We start from the raw sequence: 24750 nt of genomic DNA, 5'->3' as shown, positions 1-24750 counted from the left end.
TTACAGAATGACGTGAGAGAGGGGACAGTCGGGATATTTTAGTTGCTACAGAGGATAAATGCCTTTGTCTTTACCGGAGAGACACGTTATGCTCCGGCCGCAGGACAATTTTTCCAACAGCCAGAGAAGGAGCGCCGCATTATGGCCACAACCTCCAAACCCGCGACCGCGCGCAAGCCGAACGCTGCATTCATGAAGCCCCTGACTCCCAGCGCCGAACTGGCTGCTGTGATCGGTTCGGAAGCCGTGCCGCGCACCGAGGTCACCAAGAAGATCTGGGAATACATCAAGAAGCACAACCTGCAAGATGCGAGCAACAAGCGCAACATCAACGCCGATGCCAAGCTGCGCCCGATCTTCGGCAAGGATCAGGTCACGATGTTCGAACTGACCAAGCTGGTCAACGCACATCTGAAGTAAGCAGGCAAAGGGCGTACCCGGTACGTCCCTGCCTCGATACTGTCGCGACGCCCTGGCTTGAACGCCGGGCGGACCCGACTTCCGGCGATTCCCGCCACCGCAGGCTTTCCGCCTTGCGCAGCCAGTCCCATACCCGCGATGGGCACGGCTTCCTTCCCCGCCTTACCCGTCTTGCATGCGAACGCTGCCGCGTCGAATCGCATGGACAACGTCATCCCGGTCTTGGTCGATCAAGAGGCATGAACAGCGTCATCACGATCGTGGCGGATCGAGATGCAGGAACGACCATCGTTCACCCCACACGATGCATGCACGTCCCGAGCGCATACCGCACAGCGAAGGTCCGCGATATCTCACGGCTCGCAATGTCCGGCACGCGACGACCTCCCCACACCACCTTGCGCGGAACGCACACCCGGCATCTCATGCGCGATGGGGTCAATCACATTAGTCATTGCCCGCAAAGCCTTGCCAGGCCTGGCTCTTCAGCGTTTCGCCAACGCCGGCGAGAGGCGCGATCTGCGCGCTTCCTCGAGCAACCAGGCACGAAACATCTGGGCATCCGGTCGCTGCGCGGCCGTGCGCGAAGATACCAGCCAGTAGCTATAGTCGTTGGGCAGCACCTGGTCGAACAGGCGAACCAGCTTGCCGGCGCGCAGGTCATCGGCCGCCAACACCAAGCGTCCCAACGCCACGCCCGCGCCATCGGCCGCCGCTTGCAGGACCAGCGCGGCATCACTGAATTGCACGCCCCGCGTCAGGTCCAGCGACACCTGCGCCAATTCGCACCACTGGCGCCATGCCGCACGCGGCTCATCGTGCAGCAGCATGACGCTCGCCAGATCGGCGGGGTCCGACAAGGCCGGCGGGCCTTGCGCCAAGCGGGGATGGCATACCGGACTCAGGTACTCCCGCGCGATCAGGTCCGCCTTCATTCCCGGCCAACGGCCCAGGCCGGAACGAATGCCGAGATCGAATTCGTCGTCGCCCGGCCACAAGTGCGCCGAGCTGTCGACACGGAACTCGATCTCGGGATGCCGTTGACGGAACGCCGGCAGGCGCGGCAACAGCCAACGCGATGCGAAGGAAGGCAGCGCCGTGATCCGCAACGGCCCCTCGCGATGTTCGCGCACCTGCTCCGTGGCGGCCGCCATGCGGTCAAACGCGAGCGATAGCTCATCCAGATAGGCCAGCCCCTTGTGCGTCAATGCCAACGCATGGCCACGCCGGACAAACAGGTCCCGGCCCAGCCATTGCTCCAGCTGCCGCACCTGGTGGCTGATGGCCGCCTGCGTCACGCACAGCTCGGCCGCCGCGCGCGTGAAACTCAGGTGACGCGCGGCGGCTTCAAAGGCGCGCAAGGCGCCAAGCGGAGGCAGGCGTCGCATCAGCTCGATTAGGCAGGGTTATCGAAGGCATGAGAATAGATCGTTTTGCCAGCCCCGGTAAGCCCCGTCTAATGGCGGCTTCGCCGGCGTTCGGTCCGATACCCGCGCAGGCCCATGGCAAACCAAGGAGCGGCAATGGCGGGATGGGAAGTCTGGACGGCGTTTCTCGGGTATGCGGTGCCCATGATCATCAGCCCCGGGCCGGGCCGGGCAATACGCTACTGGCCACCGCGGGCGGCCGCTACGGCGTGCGGGGATCGGTGCCATTCTGGGCAGGGTTCGAAGCCGCCAACCTAGCGCTGTGCGCCCTCTACGGCCTGGGCCTGGGCAGCGCCCTGCATGAGCATCCGCAAATCCACGTCGTGCTGAAATGGGCGGGCGTCCTCTACCTGCTCTATCTCGCCTGGGGGTTCTTTCGCGCATCGGCCAAGCCCGCGAGCCTGGCTGCCAACACCCGTGCGCTCGGCTTTCTCGACGGCTTCATCTGCGTGATCCTGAATCCAAAGATCCACTCGATGATCGTGGTCATGTTCGCGCAGTTCCTCGCGCCCGGCTTCAGTCTGTCGCTGCAGGTCGGGCAACTCAGCGCCGCGTTCGTGATCCTGGGCCTGTTCTGCCATTTCCCGTGGATCTACGGCGGCAAGGTCATCCTGGGACGCTTCAATTCGCCGCGGGCGCTGCGCATCCAGGCGGCGATATTCGGCGGCGCCATGCTGCTGGTCGCGCTGTACGTGGTACTGAACGGATAAAAAAAGGCCGGCGTGAGCCGGCCTTTGTGTTCGAGCGCCTGGAATCAGGCGTAGGAGGTCGGCGCAACGCCGTCCAGCAGGGCCAACCAGCCCTTGATCAGGCGGTACAAGCCCCACACCACCGTCGCGACCACGCCGATCCAGCCAATATAGATGATCAGCGCCAGGCAGCTGATGGCCAGCCACAGCAGCGCCCACCAGAAGGTGCGTAACAACCAGTCGAAATGGGCCGCATAAACGGTGCCGGCGACGTCCGAACGCTTCAGGTACATCAGCACGACGGCCGCCAGCGTGGCGATGCCCAGGAAACCACTGGTCAGAAAGCCCAGGGCGAACAAACCATAGGCCACATGGGTCAGCGTGCGCAGGTCTAATGCCGTACCGGGCGCGGGGGTCTGGGTATCACTCACGATTACGCTCCAACAATTGACTCGGTCAATCTTACCGCACAAACCCAGCCGGCCCACGAGCGTTGTTATTTGGGCACATTCAATGCTGGCGCGGCTTGCAGGCTTGCTCAAGGTGATTTTGGCTACCCGTTTTCAACGCCAGGAAGATCGCCGCGCCATCGATTGCGCGAGCGGATGTACCGCATTGAAGGCAGCATCGCCGAGTTGAAACCGACGCTGAAAATCATCGGCCCACAACGCAAAACCCCCGTGCGGCGTCAGCCGCACGGGGGTTTCTTTTTTGGGATTCGCAGCGCGGCCTCGAACCTGCACGCACAAAAGACAAAACCCCACAGGCGAGAGCCTATGGGGTTTTGCGGAATAAAAGCCTGACGATGACCTACTTTCACAGACGTCCGTCCACTATCATCGGCGCAAAGGCGTTTCACTGTCCTGTTCGGGATGGGAAGGAGTGGTACCACCTTGCTATGGTCGTCAGGCGTAACTGGTTGAGAGATTGTCCTTTGGGGACAACCGCTCCAATCTTGGAAGAAGCGCAACGTGTGGGGGATCAGAGGCTAGCTCGATGATCCCGCACAGTGGGTGTAATTGGTGTTGGCTGGCTGCTGACGGGGCAGCCAGATTTTGTATTGAACGACACTTGGAACGCTACATCACCAGGTCATAACCATCAGTGTTATAGGATCAAGCCTCACGAGCAATTAGTATCGGTTAGCTTAACGCATTACTGCGCTTCCACACCCGACCTATCAACGTCCTGGTCTCGAACGACTCTTTAGGGGGATCAAGTCCCCGGGATACCTAATCTTCAGACGAGTTTCCCGCTTAGATGCCTTCAGCGGTTATCTCTTCCGTACTTAGCTACCCGGCAATGCCATTGGCATGACAACCGGTACACCAGAGGTACGTCCACTCCGGTCCTCTCGTACTAGGAGCAGGCTCCGTCAAGTATCCAACGCCCACGGCAGATAGGGACCAAACTGTCTCACGACGTTTTAAACCCAGCTCACGTACCTCTTTAAATGGCGAACAGCCATACCCTTGGGACCGGCTACAGCCCCAGGATGAGATGAGCCGACATCGAGGTGCCAAACACCGCCGTCGATATGAACTCTTGGGCGGTATCAGCCTGTTATCCCCAGAGTACCTTTTATCCGTTGAGCGATGGCCCTTCCATTCAGAACCACCGGATCACTATGTCCTGCTTTCGCACCTGTTCGACTTGTCAGTCTCACAGTCAAGCACGCTTATGCCATTGCACTATCAGCACGATTTCCGACCGTACCTAGCGTACCTTCGAACTCCTCCGTTACACTTTGGGAGGAGACCGCCCCAGTCAAACTGCCCACCATGCACTGTCCCCGATCCGGATAACGGACCAAGGTTAGAACCGCAAACAAACCAGGGTGGTATTTCAAGGATGGCTCCACGTGATCTAGCGACCACGCTTCAAAGCCTCCCACCTATCCTACACAGGCCGGTTCACAGTCCAATGCAAAGCTACAGTAAAGGTTCATGGGGTCTTTCCGTCTAGCCGCGGGTAGATTGCATCATCACAAACACTTCAACTTCGCTGAGTCTCAGGAGGAGACAGTGTGGCCATCGTTACGCCATTCGTGCAGGTCGGAACTTACCCGACAAGGAATTTCGCTACCTTAGGACCGTTATAGTTACGGCCGCCGTTTACCGGGGCTTCGATCAAGAGCTTGCACCCCATCACTTAACCTTCCGGCACCGGGCAGGCGTCACACCCTATACGTCGACTTTCGTCTTTGCAGAGTGCTGTGTTTTTAATAAACAGTCGCAGCCACCGATTCTCTGCGACCCCATCATGCTAAGCGCGCAGGCGCTTCACACTACCGGGGTATACCTTCTCCCGAAGTTACGGTATCAATTTGCCGAGTTCCTTCTCCTGAGTTCTCTCAAGCGCCTTGGAATATTCATCCCGTCCACCTGTGTCGGTTTGCGGTACGGTCTCGTACAGCTGAAGCTTAGAGGCTTTTCTTGGAACCACTTCCAATCACTTCGCAAGCAATGCTCGCTCGTGCCGTACCCTTGATTTACGCGCCCGGATTTGCCTAAGCGCCATCTTCGATACGTCAACAGGGACATCCAACACCCTGATGATCTTCCGCGATCCGTCCCCCCATCGCACTGTACGACGGTGCTGGAATATTAACCAGCTTCCCATCAGCTACGCATCTCTGCCTCGCCTTAGGGGCCGACTCACCCTGCGCCGATGAACGTTGCGCAGGAAACCTTGGACTTACGGCGAGGGGGCTTTTCACCCCCTTTATCGCTACTCATGTCAGCATTCGCACTTCTGATACCTCCAGCAGCCTTTACAAGCCACCTTCGCAGGCTTACAGAACGCTCTCCTACCGCGTGCACTAAAAGTGCACACCCGCAGCTTCGGTTTATCGCTTAGCCCCGTTACATCTTCCGCGCAGGACGACTCGATCAGTGAGCTATTACGCTTTCTTTAAAGGATGGCTGCTTCTAAGCCAACCTCCTGACTGTCTATGCCTTCCCACTTCGTTTCCCACTTAGCGATAATTCGGGACCTTAGCTGGCGGTCTGGGTTGTTTCCCTCTTGAGTCCGGACGTTAGCACCCGGTGCTCTGTCTCCCAAGCTGTACTTGCGGGTATTCGGAGTTTGCCATAGTTTGGTAAGTCGCCATGACCCCCTAGCTATAACAGTGCTCTACCCCCCGCAGTAATACTTGAGGCACTACCTAAATAGTTTTCGGAGAGAACCAGCTATTTCCAGATTTGTTTAGCCTTTCACCCCTATCCACAGCTCATCCCCTAATTTTTCAACATTAGTGGGTTCGGTCCTCCAGCACGTGTTACCGTGCCTTCAACCTGGCCATGGATAGATCATCTGGTTTCGGGTCTACACCCAGCGACTGAATCGCCCTATTCGGACTCGCTTTCGCTACGGCTTCCCTATTCGGTTAACCTTGCCACTGAATGTAAGTCGCTGACCCATTATACAAAAGGTACGCAGTCACCCCACAAGGAGGCTCCTACTGTTTGTATGCATACGGTTTCAGGATCTATTTCACTCCCCTTCCGGGGTTCTTTTCGCCTTTCCCTCACGGTACTGGTTCACTATCGGTCGATCACGAGTATTTAGCCTTGGAGGATGGTCCCCCCATCTTCAAACAGGATTTCACGTGTCCCGCCCTACTTTTCTTACGCTTAGTTCCACACACAAAATTTCGTCTACAGGGCTATCACCTGCTACGGCCGGACTTTCCATTCCGTTCGACTATCTTGCATGCTAAAACGTAAAGGCTCTTCCGATTTCGCTCGCCACTACTTTCGGAATCTCGGTTGATTTCTTTTCCTCGAGCTACTGAGATGTTTCAGTTCACCCGGTTCGCTTCCACTGACCTATGTATTCAGTCAGGGATACTCCTTACGGAGTGGGTTTCCCCATTCGGATATCTGCGGATCAAAGCTTGTTTGCCAGCTCCCCGCAGCTTTTCGCAGGCTACTACGTCCTTCATCGCCTGTGATCGCCAAGGCATCCACCATATGCACTTAGTCGCTTGATCCTATAACGCTGTAGGCTATAGGACCTGAGTATTAGCGTTTGTGCCGTTCATAAGTTTCAAAGCAGTCTGAGGTTATTCACCCCAATCTTGAGAACTTGGAACAAAATTAATGCAATCACAACCCGTACTTATCTTCATCAGCTTGCGCCGAGTACTTGATAAGTACATTTCGTTGTGCTTCTTCCAGATTGTTAAAGAACGAATATAGCTGTTAGGTAAAACCTAACTCATAGCACTGCTCGCAGTGTTATGAGTTAGCCTCTACGACCGCACCAGGTAGTGGTGGAGGTGAACGGGATCGAACCGATGACATCCTGCTTGCAAAGCAGGCGCTCTCCCAGCTGAGCTACACCCCCATATTCTGCTTCGCAGAATACTTGGTGGGTCTGGTTGGATTCGAACCAACGACCCCCGCCTTATCAAGACGGTGCTCTAACCGACTGAGCTACAGACCCAAAACCTTCTCGGATCAGTAGTCAGGAGTCATGGACATAGGGAGGAATCCCTCTACCCAAGCCCACAACCGATCCCAGCTATATATCAAACAACCGATAAGAGTGGACGCTTAACACGAGCACTAAGCTCTGAAAGGAGGTGATCCAGCCGCACCTTCCGATACGGCTACCTTGTTACGACTTCACCCCAGTCATGAATCCTACCGTGGTAATCGCCCCCCTTGCGGTTAGGCTAACTACTTCTGGTAAAACCCACTCCCATGGTGTGACGGGCGGTGTGTACAAGACCCGGGAACGTATTCACCGCGACATGCTGATCCGCGATTACTAGCGATTCCGACTTCACGCAGTCGAGTTGCAGACTGCGATCCGGACTACGATCGGGTTTCTGGGATTGGCTCCCCCTCGCGGGTTGGCGACCCTCTGTCCCGACCATTGTATGACGTGTGAAGCCCTACCCATAAGGGCCATGAGGACTTGACGTCATCCCCACCTTCCTCCGGTTTGTCACCGGCAGTCTCATTAGAGTGCCCTTTCGTAGCAACTAATGACAAGGGTTGCGCTCGTTGCGGGACTTAACCCAACATCTCACGACACGAGCTGACGACAGCCATGCAGCACCTGTGTTCCGGTTCTCTTGCGAGCACTACCAAATCTCTTCGGCATTCCAGACATGTCAAGGGTAGGTAAGGTTTTTCGCGTTGCATCGAATTAATCCACATCATCCACCGCTTGTGCGGGTCCCCGTCAATTCCTTTGAGTTTTAATCTTGCGACCGTACTCCCCAGGCGGTCAACTTCACGCGTTAGCTGCGCTACCAAGGCCCGAAGGCCCCAACAGCTAGTTGACATCGTTTAGGGCGTGGACTACCAGGGTATCTAATCCTGTTTGCTCCCCACGCTTTCGTGCATGAGCGTCAGTGTTATCCCAGGAGGCTGCCTTCGCCATCGGTGTTCCTCCGCATATCTACGCATTTCACTGCTACACGCGGAATTCCACCTCCCTCTGACACACTCTAGCTCGGTAGTTAAAAATGCAGTTCCAAAGTTAAGCTCTGGGATTTCACATCTTTCTTTCCGAACCGCCTGCGCACGCTTTACGCCCAGTAATTCCGATTAACGCTTGCACCCTACGTATTACCGCGGCTGCTGGCACGTAGTTAGCCGGTGCTTATTCTGCAGGTACCGTCAGTTTCACGGGGTATTAACCCATGACGTTTCTTTCCTGCCAAAAGTGCTTTACAACCCGAAGGCCTTCATCGCACACGCGGGATGGCTGGATCAGGGTTTCCCCCATTGTCCAAAATTCCCCACTGCTGCCTCCCGTAGGAGTCTGGGCCGTGTCTCAGTCCCAGTGTGGCTGGTCGTCCTCTCAAACCAGCTACGGATCGTCGCCTTGGTGAGCCGTTACCCCACCAACTAGCTAATCCGATATCGGCCGCTCCAATAGTGCAAGGTCTTGCGATCCCCTGCTTTCCCCCGTAGGGCGTATGCGGTATTAGCTACGCTTTCGCGTAGTTATCCCCCGCTACTGGGCACGTTCCGATACATTACTCACCCGTTCGCCACTCGCCACCAGACCGAAGTCCGTGCTGCCGTTCGACTTGCATGTGTAAGGCATCCCGCTAGCGTTCAATCTGAGCCAGGATCAAACTCTTCAGTTTAATCTCTGTATTTGTTTCGTATTTCTTAGTTCCGAAGAACCGAGTCATACGTCGCTACTCAAAGGAAGTGAGGTATGTTCTTAAACTTGACGTCTAAGGTACTTCACTTCTAGTGAGCACTTGATTTCATTGTGCTTGTGGCCGGGGTTTAAAACCCAGTCACTGTGCACTCGCATCAAGCGCCCACACTTATCGGTTGTTTAATTGTTAAAGAGCGGTACTGCTAAATTCTGTACTACTTACTGCATCCTCTGCTTTCTTCAGCGATTTCGCTTTCGCGTCGATCGCTGTGTCAGCAGCAGAGAAACGAGATTATGAAGAAGTTTTTATCGTTTGTCAAGTCAGCGTTGTTTGATTCACTTCGCTGTCTTGCCTACGACCCCTTCAGGTCTCACCAGGCTCGCACCCGGCTTTCTCTTTAGCAGCTATCGAAATATCAGGGTTAACCCTAAGTTTTCGGTAACTGCCAAGCCTGAAACTATAACACAACTTTTGCAGATTATGCAACCGGCTTCTGCCTAATTTGCATCCTATCTTGCAACCCCGCCGCGCCGGTGAATCGCTTCACTTTTACAGCAGCTCCGGATCGCTCCAGAGGTTGGTTACCGCCCAGTTGGCTTGCAACGCCTTTCAGACCACCCTACCGGGTAAACCCTGATTTGCCGTCACCAGCCAAGCCCAAGACTATAGCACAATTTTTGCAGGTTATGCAACTGGCTTCTGCCTGATTTGCACCACCTTTTGCAAAATTCGCTGACTGCCGGTTCGAGAGAATCATTGCTGACTCACCGCCTTGCTGCCCTGCGGCAGATCCGTTCGCCGTAGCGTTCAGACCCGTTGCACTTACCTGGCCCCGCTGCTCAAAACTGCTTGAACTGCGAAGGAGCGAGACTATAGCACAGAATTTTGGCTTGTCACGCCAGGATGACAATCGTTTTGCAGAAAGATGATGATTTCCCCTGCGCGGCGGCTCGGGGATCCCGGGTGACGGCTGGATAGCGGCCCCATTGGGGACATCCTCTGCAAGGTTGGCTGCGCGGTACTGGGGGGAAGTAAGCCAGGCGGCCGCCTATCCAACGCGCTTTGCCCAGCTATCCATATAGGAGAGACAGCGGGCTTCCTGTTAGATGGCGGCGAACACCATCTATAGCCCGCATTGCGTGCGGCGTCTAATCACACGTCACGTCAGTCGCTGACGGCGAGCCACCGATCAGGCGTCTCCCGATGCATGCCCCTGTAGATGATCTCTATATATAGAGAGTCTCTCCATATGGAGGCTTATAGCGGGAGCCTGCATCGAGCTGCCATACCTGCGTCGGAAGCAGACTCTCTCTATATATAAGAAGCGGAAGCGAAGCTCGCTCCCCAGATGGCGAGCCACTCCCAGCTGTGCGCCACTCCCAGCTGTGCGCCACTCCCAGCTGTGCGCCACTCCCTAGCGGGGTCCCCCCCCGGGCTGTGCGCCACTCCGCCAGCGCCCCCATCCTGGGCGGTGCATCCTTCCTGGCCGCGTGCCCGTCAACGGTCAATCCGCGCAGCTGCTACCTAGTAGCTACCTGCCTATATATAGACGCGTTGGGATGGGATGTCTGGAAAAGCAGCCGGCTACGGCAGGGAGCGGGCAGGCACGCGCCCCGGCGCCCCCAGCCATCCTGCCCCGGTCACCAGCGCAAGGTGTCGATGCGGGTGGCCCGCTTGAGCGATTGCTCGACCGTGGCCTGGTTCACCAACCATTCCGGCGCGCCCACGTCCTTCAGCATGTGGACATCCATCTCGTCGGCCAGGTTGCGCAGGATCCTGTCGGCACGCCGCTGGCGATAGGCGCGCCAGAGACGAACGATGAAACCGCCCGACGGCGCGGCCGCGCGGTTGGCGCCGGAGACCGCGGTTGCCGGGTCGCGCGCCCCCGGCTGGGAAGCCGAGATGGCCGGCGCCACGGACGGCGCCATCTCGGGCGCGGGAGTCCGCGCGGGCGCCGGACAAGCGGCGCCGAAAGCGGGAGAGGTCTGGATGCAGGTTTGGGCGGACATGGCTTGGCTCCTCGATTTAGTCCGTTTTGGTAAGCGTATTCGCCCAAACAGCCGCTGAAAATCGAATTGTTTTACCCAAGGCGGTCAGTTAAGCTAACCAATCGAACCATTCCCTCCATAGGCCGGCCTGTCTCTCGCCCACGGAGTGCCCGCGAAACTGCCTGGCGTCCCGCCCCTTTCCCATGCGCCTCCCCCTGAATACCTTGCCCGCCTTCCGCGCCGTCGCAGAGCTGCAGAACCTGCGCGCCGCGGCCGAACGCCTGCATCTGACCCACAGCGCGGTCAGCCAGCAGATCAAGGGATTGGAGGAACAGTTGGGCTTCCCCTTGTTCGAGCGCAGCGGGCGAGGCATCGTGCTGAACCCCGCCGGCGCGGCGCTGCTGTGCCGCGTGCAGAGCGCGATGGTGTTGCTGGACGAGGGCCTGATGGCGGCTTCGGCCGCCGCGACCGGCAGCGCGCAGCAGTTGCGCGTGTCGGTGCTGCCCTCGTTCGCGCAGCGCTGGCTGCTACCGCGCATGACGCGCTGGCACAAGCGCCACCCCGACTTGTCGCTGCAGATCGAAACGTCGCAGCAGGTCGTGGATCTGCTGCGCGACGGCTTTCACGCCGCGCTGCGATTCGGCCGCGGCCCATGGCCGGGCGTCGAGTCCGAGCCGCTATTCGACATGCCATTGCCGCTGATCGCGCTGGCCTCGCCGGAAACGGCGGCGGCCTTGCCCGACAACACGCCCGAGACGCTGGCGCGCCAGCCCCTGCTCGGCGATCGCGACATGTGGCAGCACTGGTTCAATGCGGCGGGGCTGAGCGTGCCGGTGACGCCGGTCGCCACCTTCAACGATGCCGGCATGATGCTGCAGGCCACCGAGCAGGGCCTGGGCATCACGCTGGGACGCGAGTTACTGGCGGCGGACGCGATCTGTGCCGGGCGGCTGGTGCAGGTGTCACCGGTGACCGTGCACTATGAGCAGGCCCAGACCTATCACTTGGTCTACCGGCCCAGCCTGCGCGACTGGGAACCGCTGGTGGCGCTCAAGCAATGGCTGCGCGACGAGCTGGAACGCTCGAGCAAGAGCCTGGTGACCGCCGCTGGCCATGATGCGGCCAAGACAACGCGGGACAGGAAGGAATAGCTCGAAGGGAGCGGCTCGGAAGGAATCTCCCGCCGCCGAGCCCGGGTCTCCCCGGGTCTCTCCGGGCCCCTCCGGGCCTCAAGCAGCGGACCGCAAGCCTGGGCGCAATCAGGCGACCTTGCGGGTCGCGGGCGGTACCGCCCGCATGCTGTCGGTCTCGTTGAAGCGCTGGTGCCATGCGAACGCCTCTTCCAGCAGATGGGGCGTCTGGCCGCCGCGCTCGCAGGCCCGGTCGAAATAGTCCTGCAGGGCCTCGCGATAGGACGGGTGCACACAATGCTGGATGATGGCGCGGGCGCGTTCGCGCGGCGCCAGGCCGCGCAGGTCGGCCAGGCCGCATTCGGTGACGAGGACGTCGACGTCATGCTCGGTGTGATCCACGTGGGACACCATTGGCACGACGCTGGAGATGTCGCCGTTCTTGGCCATGGATTTCGACACGAAGATCGCCAGGTGCGCGTTGCGGGCGAAGTCGCCGGAACCGCCGATGCCGTTCATCATGTGCGTGCCGCCGACATGGGTGGAGTTGACGTTGCCGTAGATGTCGAACTCCAGCGCGGTATTGATGGCGATGATGCCCAGGCGGCGCACGATTTCCGGCGCGTTGCTGATTTCCTGCGGGCGCAGCACGATGCGTTCGCGGTAATGATCGATGTTGGCGAGGATCTTCTCGTACACCGGCTTGGATACCGTGATGGACGAGGCCGAGGCGAAGGCCAGCTTGCCCTGGTCGAGCAGCTCGATGGCGCTGTCCTGCAGCACTTCCGAATACATCGTCAGTCCGTCGAAATCCGACGATTCAAATCCGTGCAGCACCGCATTGGCGATGGTGCCGATGCCGGCCTGCAGCGGCAACAGCGAATTGGTCAGGCGGCCGGCGTCCACTTCGCGGCGCAGGAACGCGTTGATGTGCGCGGCGATGGCATTGGTCTCGGCATCCGGCGGCAAGGCGTTGGAGGGGCTGTCCGGCTCGTGCGTGATGACGATGGCGGCGATCTTGTCGGGGTCCACTTCGATGAACGGCTGGCCGATGCGCTGGTCGGCCGACACCAGGCCCATGGGCTCGCGGTTCGGACGCCCGGCCGGCACATAGATGTCGTGCAGGCCTTCGATCGCGGCCGGCACGCCCAGGTTCAGCTCGATGATGACGCAGCGCGCCTGCTGCGCGAACGAGACCGAGTTGCCCACCGACATGGTCGGCACGATCGCGCCGGTCTCGGTGATGGCGGCGGCTTCGATGATGGCCACGTCGACCGGGCCGATGTGGCCGGCGCGCAGCTGCTCGGCGGTCTCGGACAGGTGCTGGTCGATGAAGGCGATCTCGCCCTGGTTGATCTTGCGACGCAGGGTGGTGTCGACCTGGAACGGCATGCGGCGCGCCAGCGCGTTGGCCTGCGCCAGCATCTTGTCGGTGTCGTGGCCCAGCGAGGCGCCCGTGATGAGGGTGATGGCGAGCGGTTCGCGCCCGGCCCGTTCGGCCAGCGCGGCCGGCACCGACTTACAGTCGCCGGCGCGAGTGAAGCCGCTCATACCGACGGTCATGCCGTCCTGCACCAGCAGGGCCGCCTGTTCAGCGGACGTGATCTTGGCGCGTAGCCCGGGATGGCGGATACGGTCGATATGCATGGTGTCTCCAGATTCAAAAGCCGGCGGCTCGCGGCCGGACGCGGCGGTTCAGCCGCTCGCATCCAGGCGCCGTCTAGCGCGGCGTTTCCCGATGCCCGAAGAGCCTGGCAGGCCGGCTTCGGGACGAATTTTCCGCAGTATAGGAAGCGCCAGCCAAATCTCGTAATGACTTAAAATCATCCCATCCAGTCGTTTTTTTCATTATTTGAATGTTCCGCGCCTTGCGCAGGAGATGAGCCTTGGACGTGCGCGCCCTGCGGTATTTCGTCGAGACGGTCCGGCATGCCAGCTTCACGCAGGCGGCCAAGGCGCTGTTCGTGACGCAGTCCACGGTCAGCAAGATGATCCGCCAACTGGAAGAGGAAGCCGGCACGCCGCTGCTGGTACGCGACGGCCACACGGCGCGCCCCACCGACACCGGCCGCGTGATGTACCAGCGCGGCCTGCAGGTGCTGGAGACCATGCGCCAGCTGGGCGAGGAAATGCGCCAGACGGCGGAGCTGCAGCGCGGTTCGCTGGAGGTCGGCATCCCGCCCATGATCAACCTGCTGTTCACGCCGGTGGTCAAACGGTTTCGCGAACTGCACCCCGGCATCCACCTGACCCTGCGCGAGGGCACCGGCCGCGCGGTCGAGGACCTGGTGGCGGGCGGTGAACTGGAAGTGGGCGCCACCATCCTGCCGATCGCGCCCGACAGCGGCCTGGCGGCACAGGCCTTCGGCAGCTATCCCATCTGGGTGATCGGACCGCCGGACGCGGCCTGGGCGGGCAAGACCTCGCTGCCCTTGAGCGCGCTGCGCGACACCCGCCTGCTGATTCCCACGGACGACTTCGCCATGACGCGGCGGCTGCGCCAGGCGTTCGCCGATGCCGGGCTGCAACCCGGCATCGCGGCGCAGAGCGCGCACTGGGATTTCCTGGTGGCGATGGCGTCGGCCGGGCTGGGCGTGGCGCTGCTGCCCGAACCGCTGATGCAGCGGATGAAGACGCGCGGACTCAGCACCGCCAAGCTGGCCAAGTCCGGCCTGCAATGGGAGGTCGGCCATATCTGGCAGCAATCGGGTTACCTGTCGTACGCCGCGCGCGCCTGGCTGGAAGTCTGCGACGCGGTGCTGGGCGGCCCCCGCCGGCCCCGGGCCGATAGGCGCGCGGCGCAGTCCTGAAGTCGCCGCCGCGGGTCCTGGCCCGCCCGTCCGCGTCTCCCCCGCGACCGTCCGGATGCGGGTTCAAATCCGCCCCCATTTTCTCCTTTTCCGCGCCCGGTGATGCATGCCGGCAACGGCCGGAATCTAACGGGGGACATAGCTGAGTTTTTGTTGCAACGGACCGGGCCGCGGCTTGTTATGCTGCCGCCTCGACGCGATCCCATCGCCCCAAGACTCATGATCCCGAACCCGCAACATCCGCTCTTGCGCGCCCTGCCGCGCCGCCGTTCTTTTGCCGCACTGATGGCCGGCCTGCTGCTGGCGCTGTGCCTGGCGCCGGCCTTCGCCGCCGCGCCCTCTTCGCCCGCCGAAACCGACGCCATGCTGGCCGGCGCCCGCAAGCAGCTCGACGACATCCGCAAGCGCGTTCCGGACGAGACCGACGACGCCGACCTGCTCAAGCAGCGCGGCGATGCCCTGGACATCCAATCCAAGGCGGATGCCACCGCCGATGCGCTCACGCCGCAGCTGACCAGCGTGACCGCGCGCCTGAGCGAGCTGGGCGCCCCGCCCGAGGGCGTCAAGGAAGCGCCCGACGTGGCGGCGCAGCGCATGCAGCTGGAGAAGAACAGCCGCGCGCTGGACGCGCAGATCAAGCTGGCGCGACTGCTGTCGGTCGATGCCGCGCAGACGGCGGAACAGATTTCGGGCCTGCGCCGCACGCAATTCCAGGCGCGTCTGGGCGAACGGCGCGACTCGTTCCTGTCCAGCCAATTCTGGGCCGAGTTCCGCGAGGAATTCCCCGGCGACCTGGAGCGCCTGGTGGCGCTGCGCGACGATCTGGCCACCGCGGTCGGCCAGACGCCGAAATGGGGCTGGCTGCTGCTGGCCGCGGCGGCGGCGCTGGCGATCGCGCTGCGCGTCTGGATCGGCCGGGTGCTGCTGCGGCTCACAGCCACGCGCGTGCCGCCCGGACGCCTGCGCCGCTCGTTCCTGGCGGTGGCGCTGCTGACGCTGGCCGTCGCCACGCCCGGGGTCATCGCCCTGCTGATCCACATCGGCCTGGACTGGAATTCCCAGTTGTCGGAAAACACCGGCGCCCTGCTGGCCAATCTGGTCGCCACGGTCTGTTTCGGCGGCTACGTGTCGGGCCTGGGCTACGCGCTGCTGTCGGCCAACCGGCCGTCGTGGCGCCTGCCGCCGATCTCCGACAAGGTGGCGCACCGCCTGCGCTGGCTGCCCGGCGTGCTGGGCGTGCTTGTCGTAATGATCTGGCTGGCCGAGCGCCTGCCGGTGCTGCTGAACGCCAGCCTCACCACCACCATCACCCTGACCGGCATCGTGGCCGTGTTCGTGATGGTGACGATGGCGGTGGCGCTGTCGATCGGCCGCCGGCTGCGGCGCAAGGCGCTGCGGGAAGACGGCCCGCCCCCGCCCTTCTGGACCTCGCTGCTGCTGACCGCGACCGGCACGGTGCTGGTGATCAGCCTGGCCAGCCTGCTGGCGGGCTATGTCGCCTTCGGCAGCTTCCTGACCAAGCAGGTGCTGTGGGTCGTCATCATCCTGGCATCGGCCTACCTGCTGGCCGTGCTGATCGAGGATGGCTTCAGCACCTTGCTGGGCACGTCGCACCGCGAAGACAGCGAAGGGCCCAGCCTGCGCGACCAGGCCGCCGTGCTGCTGTCCGGCGTGGGCCGCGTGGCGGTGGGCCTGCTGGCCGTGATCCTGTTGCTGGCGCCGTTCGGCGAAGGGCCGATGGACCTGCTTCAGCGCTTCGACCAGTTGCGCAAGGGCCTGGCCATCGGCGAGGCGCAGATCCGCCCGGGCGCGGTACTGCAGGCGCTGCTGGTGCTGGGCCTGTCGCTGCTGAGCGTGAAGATGCTCAAGCGCTGGCTGTCGAACCGCTATCTGCCCACGACGGAGCTGGATCCTGGCATGCAGCTGTCGGCCGCGACGCTGTTCGGCTATGCCGGCTTCGTGCTGGCGGTGGCGCTGTCGCTGTCGGCCGCCGGCATCGGGCTGGAACGGGTGGCGTGGATCGCCAGCGCGCTGTCCGTGGGTATCGGTTTCGGCCTGCAGGCGGTGGTGCAGAACTTCGTCTCGGGCCTGATCCTGCTGGCCGAGCGGCCGGTCAAGGTAGGCGACTGGGTGTCGCTGGGCGGCGTCGAAGGGGACATTCTGCGCATCAACGTGCGCGCCACGGAAATCCAGATGGGCGATCGTTCCACCGTGATCGTGCCAAATTCGGAATTCGTGACCAAGACGGTGCGCAACGTCACGCGGTCCAACCCGCTGGGGCTGGTGCAGATCAAGTTGCCGCTGCCGCTGTCAACCGATGCGCAACGGGTGCGCGAGCTGATCCTGCAGGCCTTCGCCGACCATGACGATGTGCTGGATACGCCGGCGCCGAATGTGTTCCTGGACGGCATCGACGGCGGCAACCTGGTGTTCAACGCCAAGGGCTATGTCTCGTCGCCGCGCTCGGCCTACGGCGTGCGCAGCGCGTTGTTGTTCACGCTGCTGCAGCGGCTGCACGAAGCAGGGCTGGAGGTGTCGTCGCCGCCCACGATGCTGCTGGCATCCGCGCCTCAGGCCGCGGCCTTGCAGCAGCCGGGCGCGGCCGAGGGGCCGGGCGCCGCGGCCACGCCCGCCGCCACGCCCTGAGCCCCCGGAACCGCGATCGCCGCACACGATCATCAACCCGGCGAATAGAAGTCGGTCAGGCCCTGCCGGTCCATGCGCGGATTGCGCAGCGCCGGCGCGTTGACCATGGCGTTCTGCCCCGACATTACCGGGTAGGCCTGCGCGACCGGCGCCGGCGCCATGTACTGGGCGGTGGGCGACTGCGGCTGGGCGGGCGCGTACTGCGCTTGCGAGGGCGCGACAGGCGCGGTCTGCGCGACGTTCTGCGAGGGATTCTCGAAGCGGTGATCCGCGGTGGTCAGCGAGGGATTGGTGCACAGTCCCTGCGCGGTGAGCGCGGCCTTGGTCCGATCGTCGGTCTGGCACAGGATGTCCACGGCGGCCGTCTCCAGCCGGCGCGACCGGTCCGGATCCTTGGTCGACGCGGCCGCCTGCATGGTGCGCTCGAAGTTGCGCCGCAGGCTGCATTTCTGGTCCTCGACCGGGAACGCCACGTTCATGCCGAAGCCGACCACCGAGCCGCCGCCGCCCGCCGACACCATGCAGCTGTCGGAGGAGAACGAACCATAGAAGCTCTGTGAGCCGATCGGCGGCGCGGTCCGCAGGGTGCTCGATCCACTGTTGTTGGAATTGAGCGTGATGCCCTGGTTGTTGCCGGCGTTGGTGGAGCCCGACGACGCCGAGGTGGACGCGGCGGAAGAGCTGGTCTGGGCGCCCGCGGAAAAGGCCACCAGCGACAGCGACAGGGATAAGGCAAGCGCAAGGGTTTTCATGATGTCCTCTCGACCGGACGGCCGAAGCCGTCCGGATTGCGTGCTGCTCAGTGACCAAAACCGCCCACGGGGCCGATGCCATGGATCGACGCGGTCGCGCCGATCGCACCGGCCTTGAACGTGCCGGTGGCCGTGGCATTGGTGGTGGTGCTGCCGAACGTGGCGCCGCCATTGGCGATGCTGTCGCCCACCATGATCGGCGCGTTGCCATGGATCTGGCCGTAGGTTTCGCTGGTCGCGTATTGCCGCGTGCTGGTGACCGCGGTGGTGCCATCCCGGTTGAACGATCCTCCCGCGGTGGCGACGCCGCCCGTTTCACCGAACGACGTCTGGCTCGACGAGCCATAGCCGTTGATCTGGGTCGAGACCACGGAAGTGCCCGTGGAGACCGAGGACACCGTCCCGGTGATGGTGCCGACATGGCCAGACGCGGAAATGCTGGGCTGGCCCGGGCCGCTCGCATAAGCGGCCGAGACCGCGACGAGGGACAACGCTGCGACTGCTGCGAGCTTTTTCATTTGAGCTCCTCCTGATCCGCTCGATGCGGATGCACAGGTGCCGGTGGCCGACCGGCGCGGACCTTTACCACCCCGACGCATTACGCCCTTACGGCAACGTGGCGTTTGGGACTTTCGTATTGGTACGGAATGATTGCTCCGGACTAAGGACGTCGATATCGGTTAAACGGGCGACCGCCCTCCAGAGAGGGAGCGCGCAGACGTAAAAGATGGCGTGGAATCTGCGAGCACCGCTGCGTGGGCCATGCGTATGGAGGAGTCGCGGCGCGCGCCGGGCGGAATTGCTGCGCCGCATCTCAGCTCATAGGATGGGGCGAGGACGCACTCTCTCGCGCGATTTACCTAGCGCGCACGGCGGCGGGCGGCAGGGAGGCAACCTTTAGGCTGACTGTCAGGAGAGTGTGACGGCCGGCGCGACCGGCCCGGGTTCAACGCGGTCGATGCGCGGCAATGCGCTCCAGCAGGCGCGCCGATTCCCAGCGCGCCAGTGCCAGGTCCACCGCGACGAGCAGCAACAGCACGCCGAGCTCGGCCAGTTCCATCTCGGCCCACAGGTGATAGCAGGCCAGCAGCGCGATGCCGGTCGCGCCCGCCAGCCAGCAGGGCCACGCCGGCGCCAAGGCGGCGGGCGCGGCGGCGCGGGCCTGGCGCAGCACCAGCCAGGCCGCGATCGGCAGGCCCAGCATGGACAGCGGGATGTAGATCGCAATGGCCGACAGCACCGCGACCACGCTGAACTGCGTCGGCGAGGCCAGCGCCATGAGGGCGAGCGCGGCAACGCCGACGTACCAGAGCAAGCGGGCGGCGACGAGGCGCGGCAGCGAAAGGACGGATCGGTTCATCGGGACGGAATTTTGGGCCATACTACTCCGCCCGGCCGGCCCCTGCCCGGCCTCTTTATCCGGAGACACCATCATGATCCAGGAGATTGCCAGCATCCATGTCCGCGAAGGACAGGAAGCCCTGTTCGAAGCCGGCGTGGCGCAGGCCAAGCCGCTGTTCCTGCGGGCCCGCGGCTGCCACGGCATGGAACTGTACCGCAGCATCGAGCAGCCGCAGCGCTACACGCTGGTGGTGGATTGGGAAACCGTCGAAAACCATATGGTGGATTTCCGGGAATCTTCCGATTTTCAGGAGTGGCGCAAACTCGTGGCGGGCTTCTTCGTCGAACCGCCGCAGGTGCACCACGAGCAAAAGGTGGTCTGAGGTTCAGGCCGCGTCCGGCGGATCGTCATACTTGCGCGCGCTGCCGCGAAAGCGATCCGCGGGATACTTCACCGCGTTCCGGGCCATCTTGGCCTGGACCGCGGCCGCGATGTCCACGCCCAGCTGATCCGCCAGGGCCACCAGGTACATCTGCACGTCGGCGATCTCGTCGGCCGCGTCCGCCAGCAGCGCCGCGGACGGCTGGCGCGACTCCTGTTCGGTCAGCCACTGGAACAGCGCCAGCAACTCGCCCGCTTCCCCCGACAACGCCATCGCCAGGTTCTTGGGCGAATGGAACCGCTGCCACTCGCGTTCGGCGGTGAAGGCCCGCAGCGCCTGCCGGATATGCTCCAGGTCGGACATGATGGCTCCGTTGAAACGTGGCGCGGCCTCAGGCCGCGGCCAACCTCGAACTGGCCGCCAATGCGACGGCCACCGTGGTGCGCACGTCGGCCAGCGCCCGGTGGGTGGGCTCCGACGCGCCCACGTGCCGCGCCAGCACATCCAGCTTGTGCGAGGGCAGCTCGGGCCAGGCGCGCCGCGCCAGGACCAGCGTGCAATGCGTGGCGTTGGCGAACGGCAGGCCGGTCTGGAGCGCGGCGGCGTCCAGGAAGCGGCGGTCGAACGAGGCATTGTGGAAAAACACCGGCAGGTCGCCGACGAACGCCAGGAACGCCGCGAAGGCCTGCGCCACGGGCACGCCCTGGCGGTCGACCTCGGACTGGGTGATGCCGGTGAGGCGGGTGATGAACGGCGGCACCGAGGCGCGGGTGCGCACCACCTGCGCGTATTCCTGCTCGGCCGCGCCGCCCGTGCCGACGCGCACCGCGGCGAATTCCAGGATCTCGCACGACGCGGTCGACAGTCCGGTGGTTTCCAAGTCGGCTACGACGAACGGACCGCGCAAGGCGTTCAGGGCGGCGGAAACCGCCGCGGACGGCTGCGCGGAGGCGGCGCGCGGCGTGGCGCCGGCCGGCCGCGCACGGCGATAGTAGAAGGCCATGGCCTTACCGCGCCGCGGGCAGCGGCGCGAACCGCGGCGAGCCGTCGGCCAGCTGGCCGAAGAACAGGTCGGCCGGGCGCACCCACAGGCCGCGCGCGTGCGGCCACAGGTGCTCGTAGACCACCATGGATTCCTCGGTCTCGGAATGGCGGGCGGTATCGATGTAGCGGTACAAGCCGCCCTTGTAATGACGGTGGGTGGCGAGAGCCAGGGCTTCGGATTCGGTCATGGGGAATAGCCGCAAAGAACACGGCCCGGGCCGGAAACTTCCTGCCTGGGCCGACGGGTTCGTACAAGACCGTATTTATAGCGCACTCGGGCGGCGGGCGCGCCGCCGCCCTCGCATCAATAGCGCACGTACTCCAGCACCGGCTTGGGCGGCAGCGGCGTATTGGCGGCCTGCCGGGCGCGCAGCGACGGCGCCACCGGCTTGACCGCCGGCCTGAGCGTCGGGCTGCCGCCATGCAGTTCGTGCGCGGCCTGCAGCGCGGACGCGGCCTCGGCCGTCATCTGGGTGATGTCCTCGGTGACTTCACCCAGCTTGGCCGATTGCGCCAGCGAGACTTCCACCACTTCGCCCATGATCTCGGTGACCCGCCGCGACGAAGCGACGATGTCTTCCATGGTGGTCCCGGCCGACTGCACCTGGCGGGCGCCGCTGCCGATCTGCTCAACCGAGGTGGTGATCAGCCCTTTGATTTCCTTGGCCGCGGCGGCGCTGTTCTGCGCCAGGCTGCGCACCTCCGCCGCCACCACCGCGAAACCCTTGCCGTGCACGCCGGCGCGCGCCGCCTCCACCGCCGCGTTCAGCGCCAGGATATTGGTCTGGAACGCGATGCCATCCATGACGCCGATGATTTCCGAGATGCGCTTGGAACTGTCGGTGATGGCGCCCATGGTGCGGACCACGCCCGCGACCGTCTTGCCGCCCTCTTCTGCCACCCGGCAGGCGTCCTGCGCCAGGGAATTGGCCTGGCTGGCGCGTTCCGCGTTTTCGGTCAGGCCCTGCACCGCCACCCGCAGCGTCTGCGCGGCGGTAAACCGTTTGGTGATGTCGGTGGCGAATTTCACCACTTTGAACGGCCGGCCCTCGGCATCGAAAATCGGGTTGTAGCTGGCCTCGATCCAGACATGGCGGCCATTCTTGCCGATACGCAGATATTGGCCGGTGTCGTGCTGGCCGCCGCGCAGCTTGCGCCAGAATTCCGCATAGGCGCCGCTGCGCGCCTCTTCGGGCAGCACGAACATGCTGTGGTGGCGGCCGCGCACTTCGTCCTCGTGATAACCCACCGCGTTCAGGAACAGGTCGTTGGCGCGGATGATGGTGCCGTCCAGTTCGAACTCGATAATGGCCTGCACTTTGGAAATGGCCTCGAGCTGCCCCTCGGTATCCGCCTGGCGCTGCTGCTGTTCAGTAATGTCGGTGGCGTACTTGACCACCTTGAAGGGACGGCCGTGTTTATCGAAGATCGGGTTGTAGCTGGCCTGCAGCCAGACATCGCTGCCATCCCTGCGAATGCGGCGATAACGGCCCGCGTCGTGCGCACCCTGGCCCAGTTTGTCCCAGAAGGCGAGGTATTCGGCGGATTCCCGATCCTCGGGCACCACGAACATGCGGTGATGCTGGCCCAGCACCTCGTCCAGTTCATAACCCATGGTGTCGAGGAAATTCTGATTGGCCATCAGCACATGGCCTTCGAGATCGAACTCGATCACCGCCTGCGCTTTATGGATGGCCGCGATCTGCCCGTATAGATCCGCTTTCTGCATGCCGCGCTCGCCGCGCAGCAGGCGTTTGAGGGTAAGCCATTGCATGTTGACGTCTCCCGCAGGGAATGGGACGAGTTTGCACACGCTTGCCTGCAGGTCCGTCGCCCCGGTAGCGACGGCAGGTCAAGGATTACAGAAAACGGAAGAATGTATCCAGTCGAAAATATTTAATCCTAAAAATGAGCTGTTCTCAATATATTCATTGATGACTTACTAAAAAAAATATGGCGGCGGATCTTTCACTGCATTTCACGATTAACGCCTGTGTGATTTTTTGTTATTGATCAGGGTTAATACGAATCCGCCCCCGTATTTTCAGATATGAGCCGGAGAAATAATGGGGCCCGCGCTGGCGACGGCCCCATTTAATTAACACAACAATAAATACGCCCCGGATCCCGCGCATCCGCATGCGGCAACCGCTAACCGGAAATCGTTATTCCGCGTCGAGCTCGCGATAATGGCGGAATATGCCCTCGCCGAATGGCAGGCGCCTGCCGCTGGCGAAATACGGCTGCAACGCCGGCAGTTCCGCGACGCGCCGGTGCAAGGCCATGACATTGGGGAACTTCACCGCCTGCGTTCCCATGCGCCTGGGAAAGGCGAACAGCAGGCCGTCGACCAGATGGAACAAGGACAGGTCGGCATAACTCCAGCGCTTGCCGCCAGCCAGCCACGCATCGGGGCCGGCCAGCACCCGCTCGAAATATCCCAGGAACTTGGGAATACGTTCCTCGCGGAAACCGCGGGCGCGCCGCGCGGCCTCGTCCTTCTGGTCCTCGTAATAATCGCTGGCCGAAATCGGGTGGTGGGTATCGTGCGCCTCCGCCACCATGTCGGCGATGGTCAGCTGCAATTGGTTGACCCACAGGCGTCCCGATACCGTGGCGGGCGCCAGGCCGTGCTTTTCCCCGAGAAACAGCAGGATGTTGGCGGTCTGCGCCAGGGTCATTTTCCCGGCCACCAGATAAGGCGGCGCAAAGGGAGGCTGCTTGCGATCGGACAGCATGTCCTGGATCAGCGCGTCTTCGCCGATGCCGGGTTCGCGGGTGCGCTCACGGTAGGGAATACCGCCCGCCTCCAGCGCCAGGCGCACGAATTCTCCGCGGCCGGGAATGCCGTCCCAATACCAAAGGTCGTATGTCATGCGTTCTCCTTGCCGGGGCAAGGCTACGCGGGAAAGACGCTGATCTCGCCTTCGTGCCGCGCGGCGTCCTGCCCGTGGCTCTGCTGATACTGGCGTGGGGATTGGCCGAAATGCGCGCGGAAATCGCGTGAAAAATGCGCGCCGTCGGCAAACCCGCAATCCAGCGCGATTTGCGTGATGCTGCAGGCATTATTAAGCAACAACCAGCTGCCATATTCCAGCCGCAATTGCCGCTGGAACGCCATCGGCGACATGCCGGTGGCCAGGCGGAAGGCCCGTTCCAGCTGGCGCCGGCCCAAGCCGACATAACGCGCGATGGCATCGAGCGGCGGCGGATTGTCGATGCGCTGCTCGATGAAATGCGCCGCCTGGCGCACCCGCAGGTCCTGGATGCCGGACAGGTCGGTGCGGAAATGCGCCTGCGGCACGCGGCCCGGCCGCGCGCCCTGCAGCATCATGTGGCGCATGGCCTGCTGCGCCTTGTCGCGGCCGCAATGGCGCGCCACCAGGTACAGGCCCAGGTCGATGGCGGCGGTGGAGCCGGCGCAGGAAATCAGGTCGCCCTCGTCGACGAACAGGCGGTCGACGACGGCACGGGTCGCGGGAAAACGCTCTCGGAAGGTTTCCAGCACGTTCCAGTGAACGCAGACCGTGCGCGGGCCGATCACGTCGGCCTGCGCCAGCGCGAAGGTGCCGGTGCAGATGCCCAGCAGGCGCACCCGCAGCGCCGCCGCCCGCCGCAGCCAGTCGCGCAGGGGCTCGGGCATGCGGCCGCTGGAATAGTCATTGCCGCCGCAGATGGCGACGTAGTCGAACTGCGCCGGATCCTCGGGCAGGCCGGCTTCGACCTCGATGGTCAGGCCGGCGCTGGAACAACGCGGCTTGCCATCCCAGCTCATCACCCGCCACGCGGTATGGATCTGGCGGCTACGCCCGCCATGGTCGCCGGCCAGCCGCAACACATCGACGAAACCGGCGAACGCGGCGAGCGTGAACTGGTCCAGCAGCACGATGCCGATGGTCAGGGCGGGTTTTCCCTGAGGCAGGTGTGCTTCGCCGTCTTCATAGGAGAGCGGCAAGGACGGGGGTGGCGCGGCGACGGACATGACGC

General features: G+C 62.8%; 20 protein-coding genes, 2 tRNA genes and 3 rRNA genes. 7 read left to right on the top strand and 18 right to left on the bottom strand.

The genetic code is table 11. The features are described from left to right. The first annotated feature begins 141 nt into the window (after window positions 1-141). Window positions 142-420 carry an SWIB/MDM2 domain-containing protein gene (locus tag AC1HFW_RS28660; RefSeq protein ID WP_006217453.1) on the top strand — a complete coding sequence of 93 codons (279 nt, stop codon included), beginning with the start codon at window positions 142-144 and terminating at the stop codon, window positions 418-420. Between the two features lie 485 nt (window positions 421-905). Here the strand turns inward: AC1HFW_RS28660 and gcvA are convergent, their stop codons facing one another. Continuing rightward, the gene (gcvA, locus tag AC1HFW_RS28655) at window positions 906-1808 is read right to left on the bottom strand and encodes a transcriptional regulator GcvA (RefSeq protein WP_479286055.1); all 903 of its coding nucleotides are present in this window, start codon (window positions 1806-1808) and stop codon (window positions 906-908) included. Between the two features lie 143 nt (window positions 1809-1951). Between gcvA and AC1HFW_RS28650 the strand changes: the two genes are divergently transcribed. Further along, entirely contained in the window at window positions 1952-2557 is a 606-nt protein-coding gene (locus AC1HFW_RS28650) for a LysE family translocator (protein ID WP_479286054.1), read from the top strand. A 44-nt stretch (window positions 2558-2601) separates the two neighbouring features. On the opposite strand, the gene AC1HFW_RS28645 is transcribed toward AC1HFW_RS28650, so the two are convergent. After that, window positions 2602-2967 (bottom strand): DUF4870 family protein, encoded by a 366-nt coding sequence (locus AC1HFW_RS28645; RefSeq protein ID WP_035359985.1) that lies wholly within the window; start codon window positions 2965-2967, stop codon window positions 2602-2604. Window positions 2968-3036: 69 nt separating this feature from the next. Between AC1HFW_RS28645 and AC1HFW_RS28640 the strand changes: the two genes are divergently transcribed. Then, on the top strand, window positions 3037-3339 hold the full coding sequence (locus tag AC1HFW_RS28640; RefSeq protein WP_479286052.1) for a hypothetical protein: 303 nt from the start codon (window positions 3037-3039) through the stop codon (window positions 3337-3339). On the opposite strand, the gene rrf is transcribed toward AC1HFW_RS28640, so the two are convergent. From rrf to AC1HFW_RS28610, 6 genes are all read right to left on the bottom strand, one after another. Next, window positions 3334-3446, bottom strand: a 5S ribosomal RNA gene (gene rrf / locus AC1HFW_RS28635). The two genes, AC1HFW_RS28640 and rrf, sit on opposite strands and share 6 nt — an antisense overlap. A gap of 201 nt (window positions 3447-3647) precedes the next feature. Next, window positions 3648-6530, bottom strand: a 23S ribosomal RNA gene (locus AC1HFW_RS28630). Between the two features lie 280 nt (window positions 6531-6810). Further along, a tRNA-Ala gene (locus AC1HFW_RS28625) sits at window positions 6811-6886 on the bottom strand. A 22-nt stretch (window positions 6887-6908) separates the two neighbouring features. Beyond that, a tRNA-Ile gene (locus AC1HFW_RS28620) sits at window positions 6909-6985 on the bottom strand. 132 nt (window positions 6986-7117) lie between these two features. Next, window positions 7118-8648: ribosomal RNA gene (locus AC1HFW_RS28615) — 16S ribosomal RNA — on the bottom strand. Together the 16S, 23S and 5S rRNA genes with 2 tRNA genes alongside form the textbook arrangement of a ribosomal RNA operon. Before the next feature lie 1661 nt (window positions 8649-10309). Continuing rightward, on the bottom strand, window positions 10310-10678 hold the full coding sequence (locus AC1HFW_RS28610; RefSeq protein WP_479286051.1) for a hypothetical protein: 369 nt from the start codon (window positions 10676-10678) through the stop codon (window positions 10310-10312). A gap of 182 nt (window positions 10679-10860) precedes the next feature. Between AC1HFW_RS28610 and AC1HFW_RS28605 the strand changes: the two genes are divergently transcribed. Next, complete coding sequence (locus tag AC1HFW_RS28605) at window positions 10861-11808, top strand: LysR substrate-binding domain-containing protein (protein ID WP_006390632.1); 948 nt, start codon at window positions 10861-10863, stop codon at window positions 11806-11808. A 108-nt stretch (window positions 11809-11916) separates the two neighbouring features. On the opposite strand, the gene AC1HFW_RS28600 is transcribed toward AC1HFW_RS28605, so the two are convergent. Continuing rightward, window positions 11917-13434 carry an acetyl-CoA hydrolase/transferase family protein gene (locus AC1HFW_RS28600; protein WP_479286049.1) on the bottom strand — a complete coding sequence of 506 codons (1518 nt, stop codon included), beginning with the start codon at window positions 13432-13434 and terminating at the stop codon, window positions 11917-11919. A 239-nt stretch (window positions 13435-13673) separates the two neighbouring features. Here AC1HFW_RS28600 and AC1HFW_RS28595 point away from each other — a divergent pair, with 239 nt between their 5' ends. Both AC1HFW_RS28595 and AC1HFW_RS28590 read left to right on the top strand, forming a co-directional pair. Continuing rightward, window positions 13674-14597, top strand: a complete 924-nt coding sequence (locus tag AC1HFW_RS28595; RefSeq protein WP_006390634.1) for a LysR family transcriptional regulator — start codon at window positions 13674-13676, stop codon at window positions 14595-14597. A 219-nt stretch (window positions 14598-14816) separates the two neighbouring features. Beyond that, window positions 14817-17243 carry a DUF3772 domain-containing protein gene (locus AC1HFW_RS28590; protein WP_479286046.1) on the top strand — a complete coding sequence of 809 codons (2427 nt, stop codon included), beginning with the start codon at window positions 14817-14819 and terminating at the stop codon, window positions 17241-17243. A 32-nt stretch (window positions 17244-17275) separates the two neighbouring features. Here AC1HFW_RS28590 and AC1HFW_RS28585 read toward each other — a convergent pair whose 3' ends face one another. The 3 genes from AC1HFW_RS28585 to AC1HFW_RS28575 all read right to left on the bottom strand — a co-directional run bounded on the left by AC1HFW_RS28585 (window position 17276) and on the right by AC1HFW_RS28575 (window position 19355). Continuing rightward, window positions 17276-17995 (bottom strand): hypothetical protein, encoded by a 720-nt coding sequence (locus AC1HFW_RS28585; RefSeq protein WP_061073705.1) that lies wholly within the window; start codon window positions 17993-17995, stop codon window positions 17276-17278. Window positions 17996-18042: 47 nt separating this feature from the next. Next, window positions 18043-18513, bottom strand: a complete 471-nt coding sequence (locus AC1HFW_RS28580) for a hypothetical protein (RefSeq protein WP_061073704.1) — start codon at window positions 18511-18513, stop codon at window positions 18043-18045. A gap of 428 nt (window positions 18514-18941) precedes the next feature. Further along, window positions 18942-19355 carry a hypothetical protein gene (locus AC1HFW_RS28575; RefSeq protein WP_241073243.1) on the bottom strand — a complete coding sequence of 138 codons (414 nt, stop codon included), beginning with the start codon at window positions 19353-19355 and terminating at the stop codon, window positions 18942-18944. Window positions 19356-19428: 73 nt separating this feature from the next. Between AC1HFW_RS28575 and AC1HFW_RS28570 the strand changes: the two genes are divergently transcribed. Continuing rightward, a complete protein-coding gene (locus AC1HFW_RS28570; RefSeq protein ID WP_006390640.1) occupies window positions 19429-19719 on the top strand; it encodes an antibiotic biosynthesis monooxygenase family protein in 291 nt (96 codons plus the stop codon). Between the two features lie 3 nt (window positions 19720-19722). Here AC1HFW_RS28570 and AC1HFW_RS28565 read toward each other — a convergent pair whose 3' ends face one another. The 6 genes from AC1HFW_RS28565 to AC1HFW_RS28540 all read right to left on the bottom strand — a co-directional run bounded on the left by AC1HFW_RS28565 (window position 19723) and on the right by AC1HFW_RS28540 (window position 24745). Further along, window positions 19723-20082 carry a nucleotide pyrophosphohydrolase gene (locus AC1HFW_RS28565; RefSeq protein ID WP_054428315.1) on the bottom strand — a complete coding sequence of 120 codons (360 nt, stop codon included), beginning with the start codon at window positions 20080-20082 and terminating at the stop codon, window positions 19723-19725. Window positions 20083-20110: 28 nt separating this feature from the next. Continuing rightward, window positions 20111-20722, bottom strand: coding sequence for a 3'-5' exonuclease (locus AC1HFW_RS28560; protein WP_241073242.1), 612 nt, complete (start codon window positions 20720-20722; stop codon window positions 20111-20113). 4 nt (window positions 20723-20726) lie between these two features. After that, on the bottom strand, window positions 20727-20951 hold the full coding sequence (locus tag AC1HFW_RS28555) for a DUF1653 domain-containing protein (protein ID WP_006390643.1): 225 nt from the start codon (window positions 20949-20951) through the stop codon (window positions 20727-20729). A gap of 116 nt (window positions 20952-21067) precedes the next feature. After that, window positions 21068-22537: a methyl-accepting chemotaxis protein gene (locus AC1HFW_RS28550; protein WP_479286043.1), complete on the bottom strand. Its 1470-nt coding sequence runs from the start codon at window positions 22535-22537 to the stop codon at window positions 21068-21070. Window positions 22538-22928: 391 nt separating this feature from the next. Further along, window positions 22929-23639, bottom strand: coding sequence for a glutathione S-transferase (locus tag AC1HFW_RS28545; RefSeq protein WP_479286042.1), 711 nt, complete (start codon window positions 23637-23639; stop codon window positions 22929-22931). A 23-nt stretch (window positions 23640-23662) separates the two neighbouring features. Beyond that, window positions 23663-24745 (bottom strand): GlxA family transcriptional regulator, encoded by a 1083-nt coding sequence (locus tag AC1HFW_RS28540; RefSeq protein WP_006390646.1) that lies wholly within the window; start codon window positions 24743-24745, stop codon window positions 23663-23665. Between the last annotated feature and the right edge of the window lie 5 nt (window positions 24746-24750).

The organism is Achromobacter sp. ISS7 (genome assembly GCF_056523125.1).
This window is presented reverse-complemented; position numbering and strand designations above follow the sequence as displayed.

What these genes read in the sequence shown, in the direction of transcription:
- AC1HFW_RS28660 (WP_006217453.1), top strand. Translation starts at nt 142, where the DNA reads ATGGCCACAACCTCCAAACCCGCGACCGCGCGCAAGCCGAACGCTGCA.
- gcvA (WP_479286055.1), bottom strand. Translation starts at nt 1,808, where the DNA reads ATGCGACGCCTGCCTCCGCTTGGCGCCTTGCGCGCCTTTGAAGCCGCC.
- AC1HFW_RS28650 (WP_479286054.1), top strand. Translation starts at nt 1,952, where the DNA reads ATGGGAAGTCTGGACGGCGTTTCTCGGGTATGCGGTGCCCATGATCAT.
- AC1HFW_RS28610 (WP_479286051.1), bottom strand. Translation starts at nt 10,678, where the DNA reads ATGTCCGCCCAAACCTGCATCCAGACCTCTCCCGCTTTCGGCGCCGCT.
- AC1HFW_RS28605 (WP_006390632.1), top strand. Translation starts at nt 10,861, where the DNA reads ATGCGCCTCCCCCTGAATACCTTGCCCGCCTTCCGCGCCGTCGCAGAG.
- AC1HFW_RS28600 (WP_479286049.1), bottom strand. Translation starts at nt 13,434, where the DNA reads ATGCATATCGACCGTATCCGCCATCCCGGGCTACGCGCCAAGATCACG.
- AC1HFW_RS28590 (WP_479286046.1), top strand. Translation starts at nt 14,817, where the DNA reads ATGATCCCGAACCCGCAACATCCGCTCTTGCGCGCCCTGCCGCGCCGC.
- AC1HFW_RS28585 (WP_061073705.1), bottom strand. Translation starts at nt 17,995, where the DNA reads ATGAAAACCCTTGCGCTTGCCTTATCCCTGTCGCTGTCGCTGGTGGCC.
- AC1HFW_RS28580 (WP_061073704.1), bottom strand. Translation starts at nt 18,513, where the DNA reads ATGAAAAAGCTCGCAGCAGTCGCAGCGTTGTCCCTCGTCGCGGTCTCG.
- AC1HFW_RS28575 (WP_241073243.1), bottom strand. Translation starts at nt 19,355, where the DNA reads ATGAACCGATCCGTCCTTTCGCTGCCGCGCCTCGTCGCCGCCCGCTTG.
- AC1HFW_RS28570 (WP_006390640.1), top strand. Translation starts at nt 19,429, where the DNA reads ATGATCCAGGAGATTGCCAGCATCCATGTCCGCGAAGGACAGGAAGCC.
- AC1HFW_RS28565 (WP_054428315.1), bottom strand. Translation starts at nt 20,082, where the DNA reads ATGTCCGACCTGGAGCATATCCGGCAGGCGCTGCGGGCCTTCACCGCC.
- AC1HFW_RS28560 (WP_241073242.1), bottom strand. Translation starts at nt 20,722, where the DNA reads ATGGCCTTCTACTATCGCCGTGCGCGGCCGGCCGGCGCCACGCCGCGC.
- AC1HFW_RS28555 (WP_006390643.1), bottom strand. Translation starts at nt 20,951, where the DNA reads ATGACCGAATCCGAAGCCCTGGCTCTCGCCACCCACCGTCATTACAAG.
- AC1HFW_RS28550 (WP_479286043.1), bottom strand. Translation starts at nt 22,537, where the DNA reads ATGCAATGGCTTACCCTCAAACGCCTGCTGCGCGGCGAGCGCGGCATG.
- AC1HFW_RS28545 (WP_479286042.1), bottom strand. Translation starts at nt 23,639, where the DNA reads ATGACATACGACCTTTGGTATTGGGACGGCATTCCCGGCCGCGGAGAA.
- AC1HFW_RS28540 (WP_006390646.1), bottom strand. Translation starts at nt 24,745, where the DNA reads ATGTCCGTCGCCGCGCCACCCCCGTCCTTGCCGCTCTCCTATGAAGAC.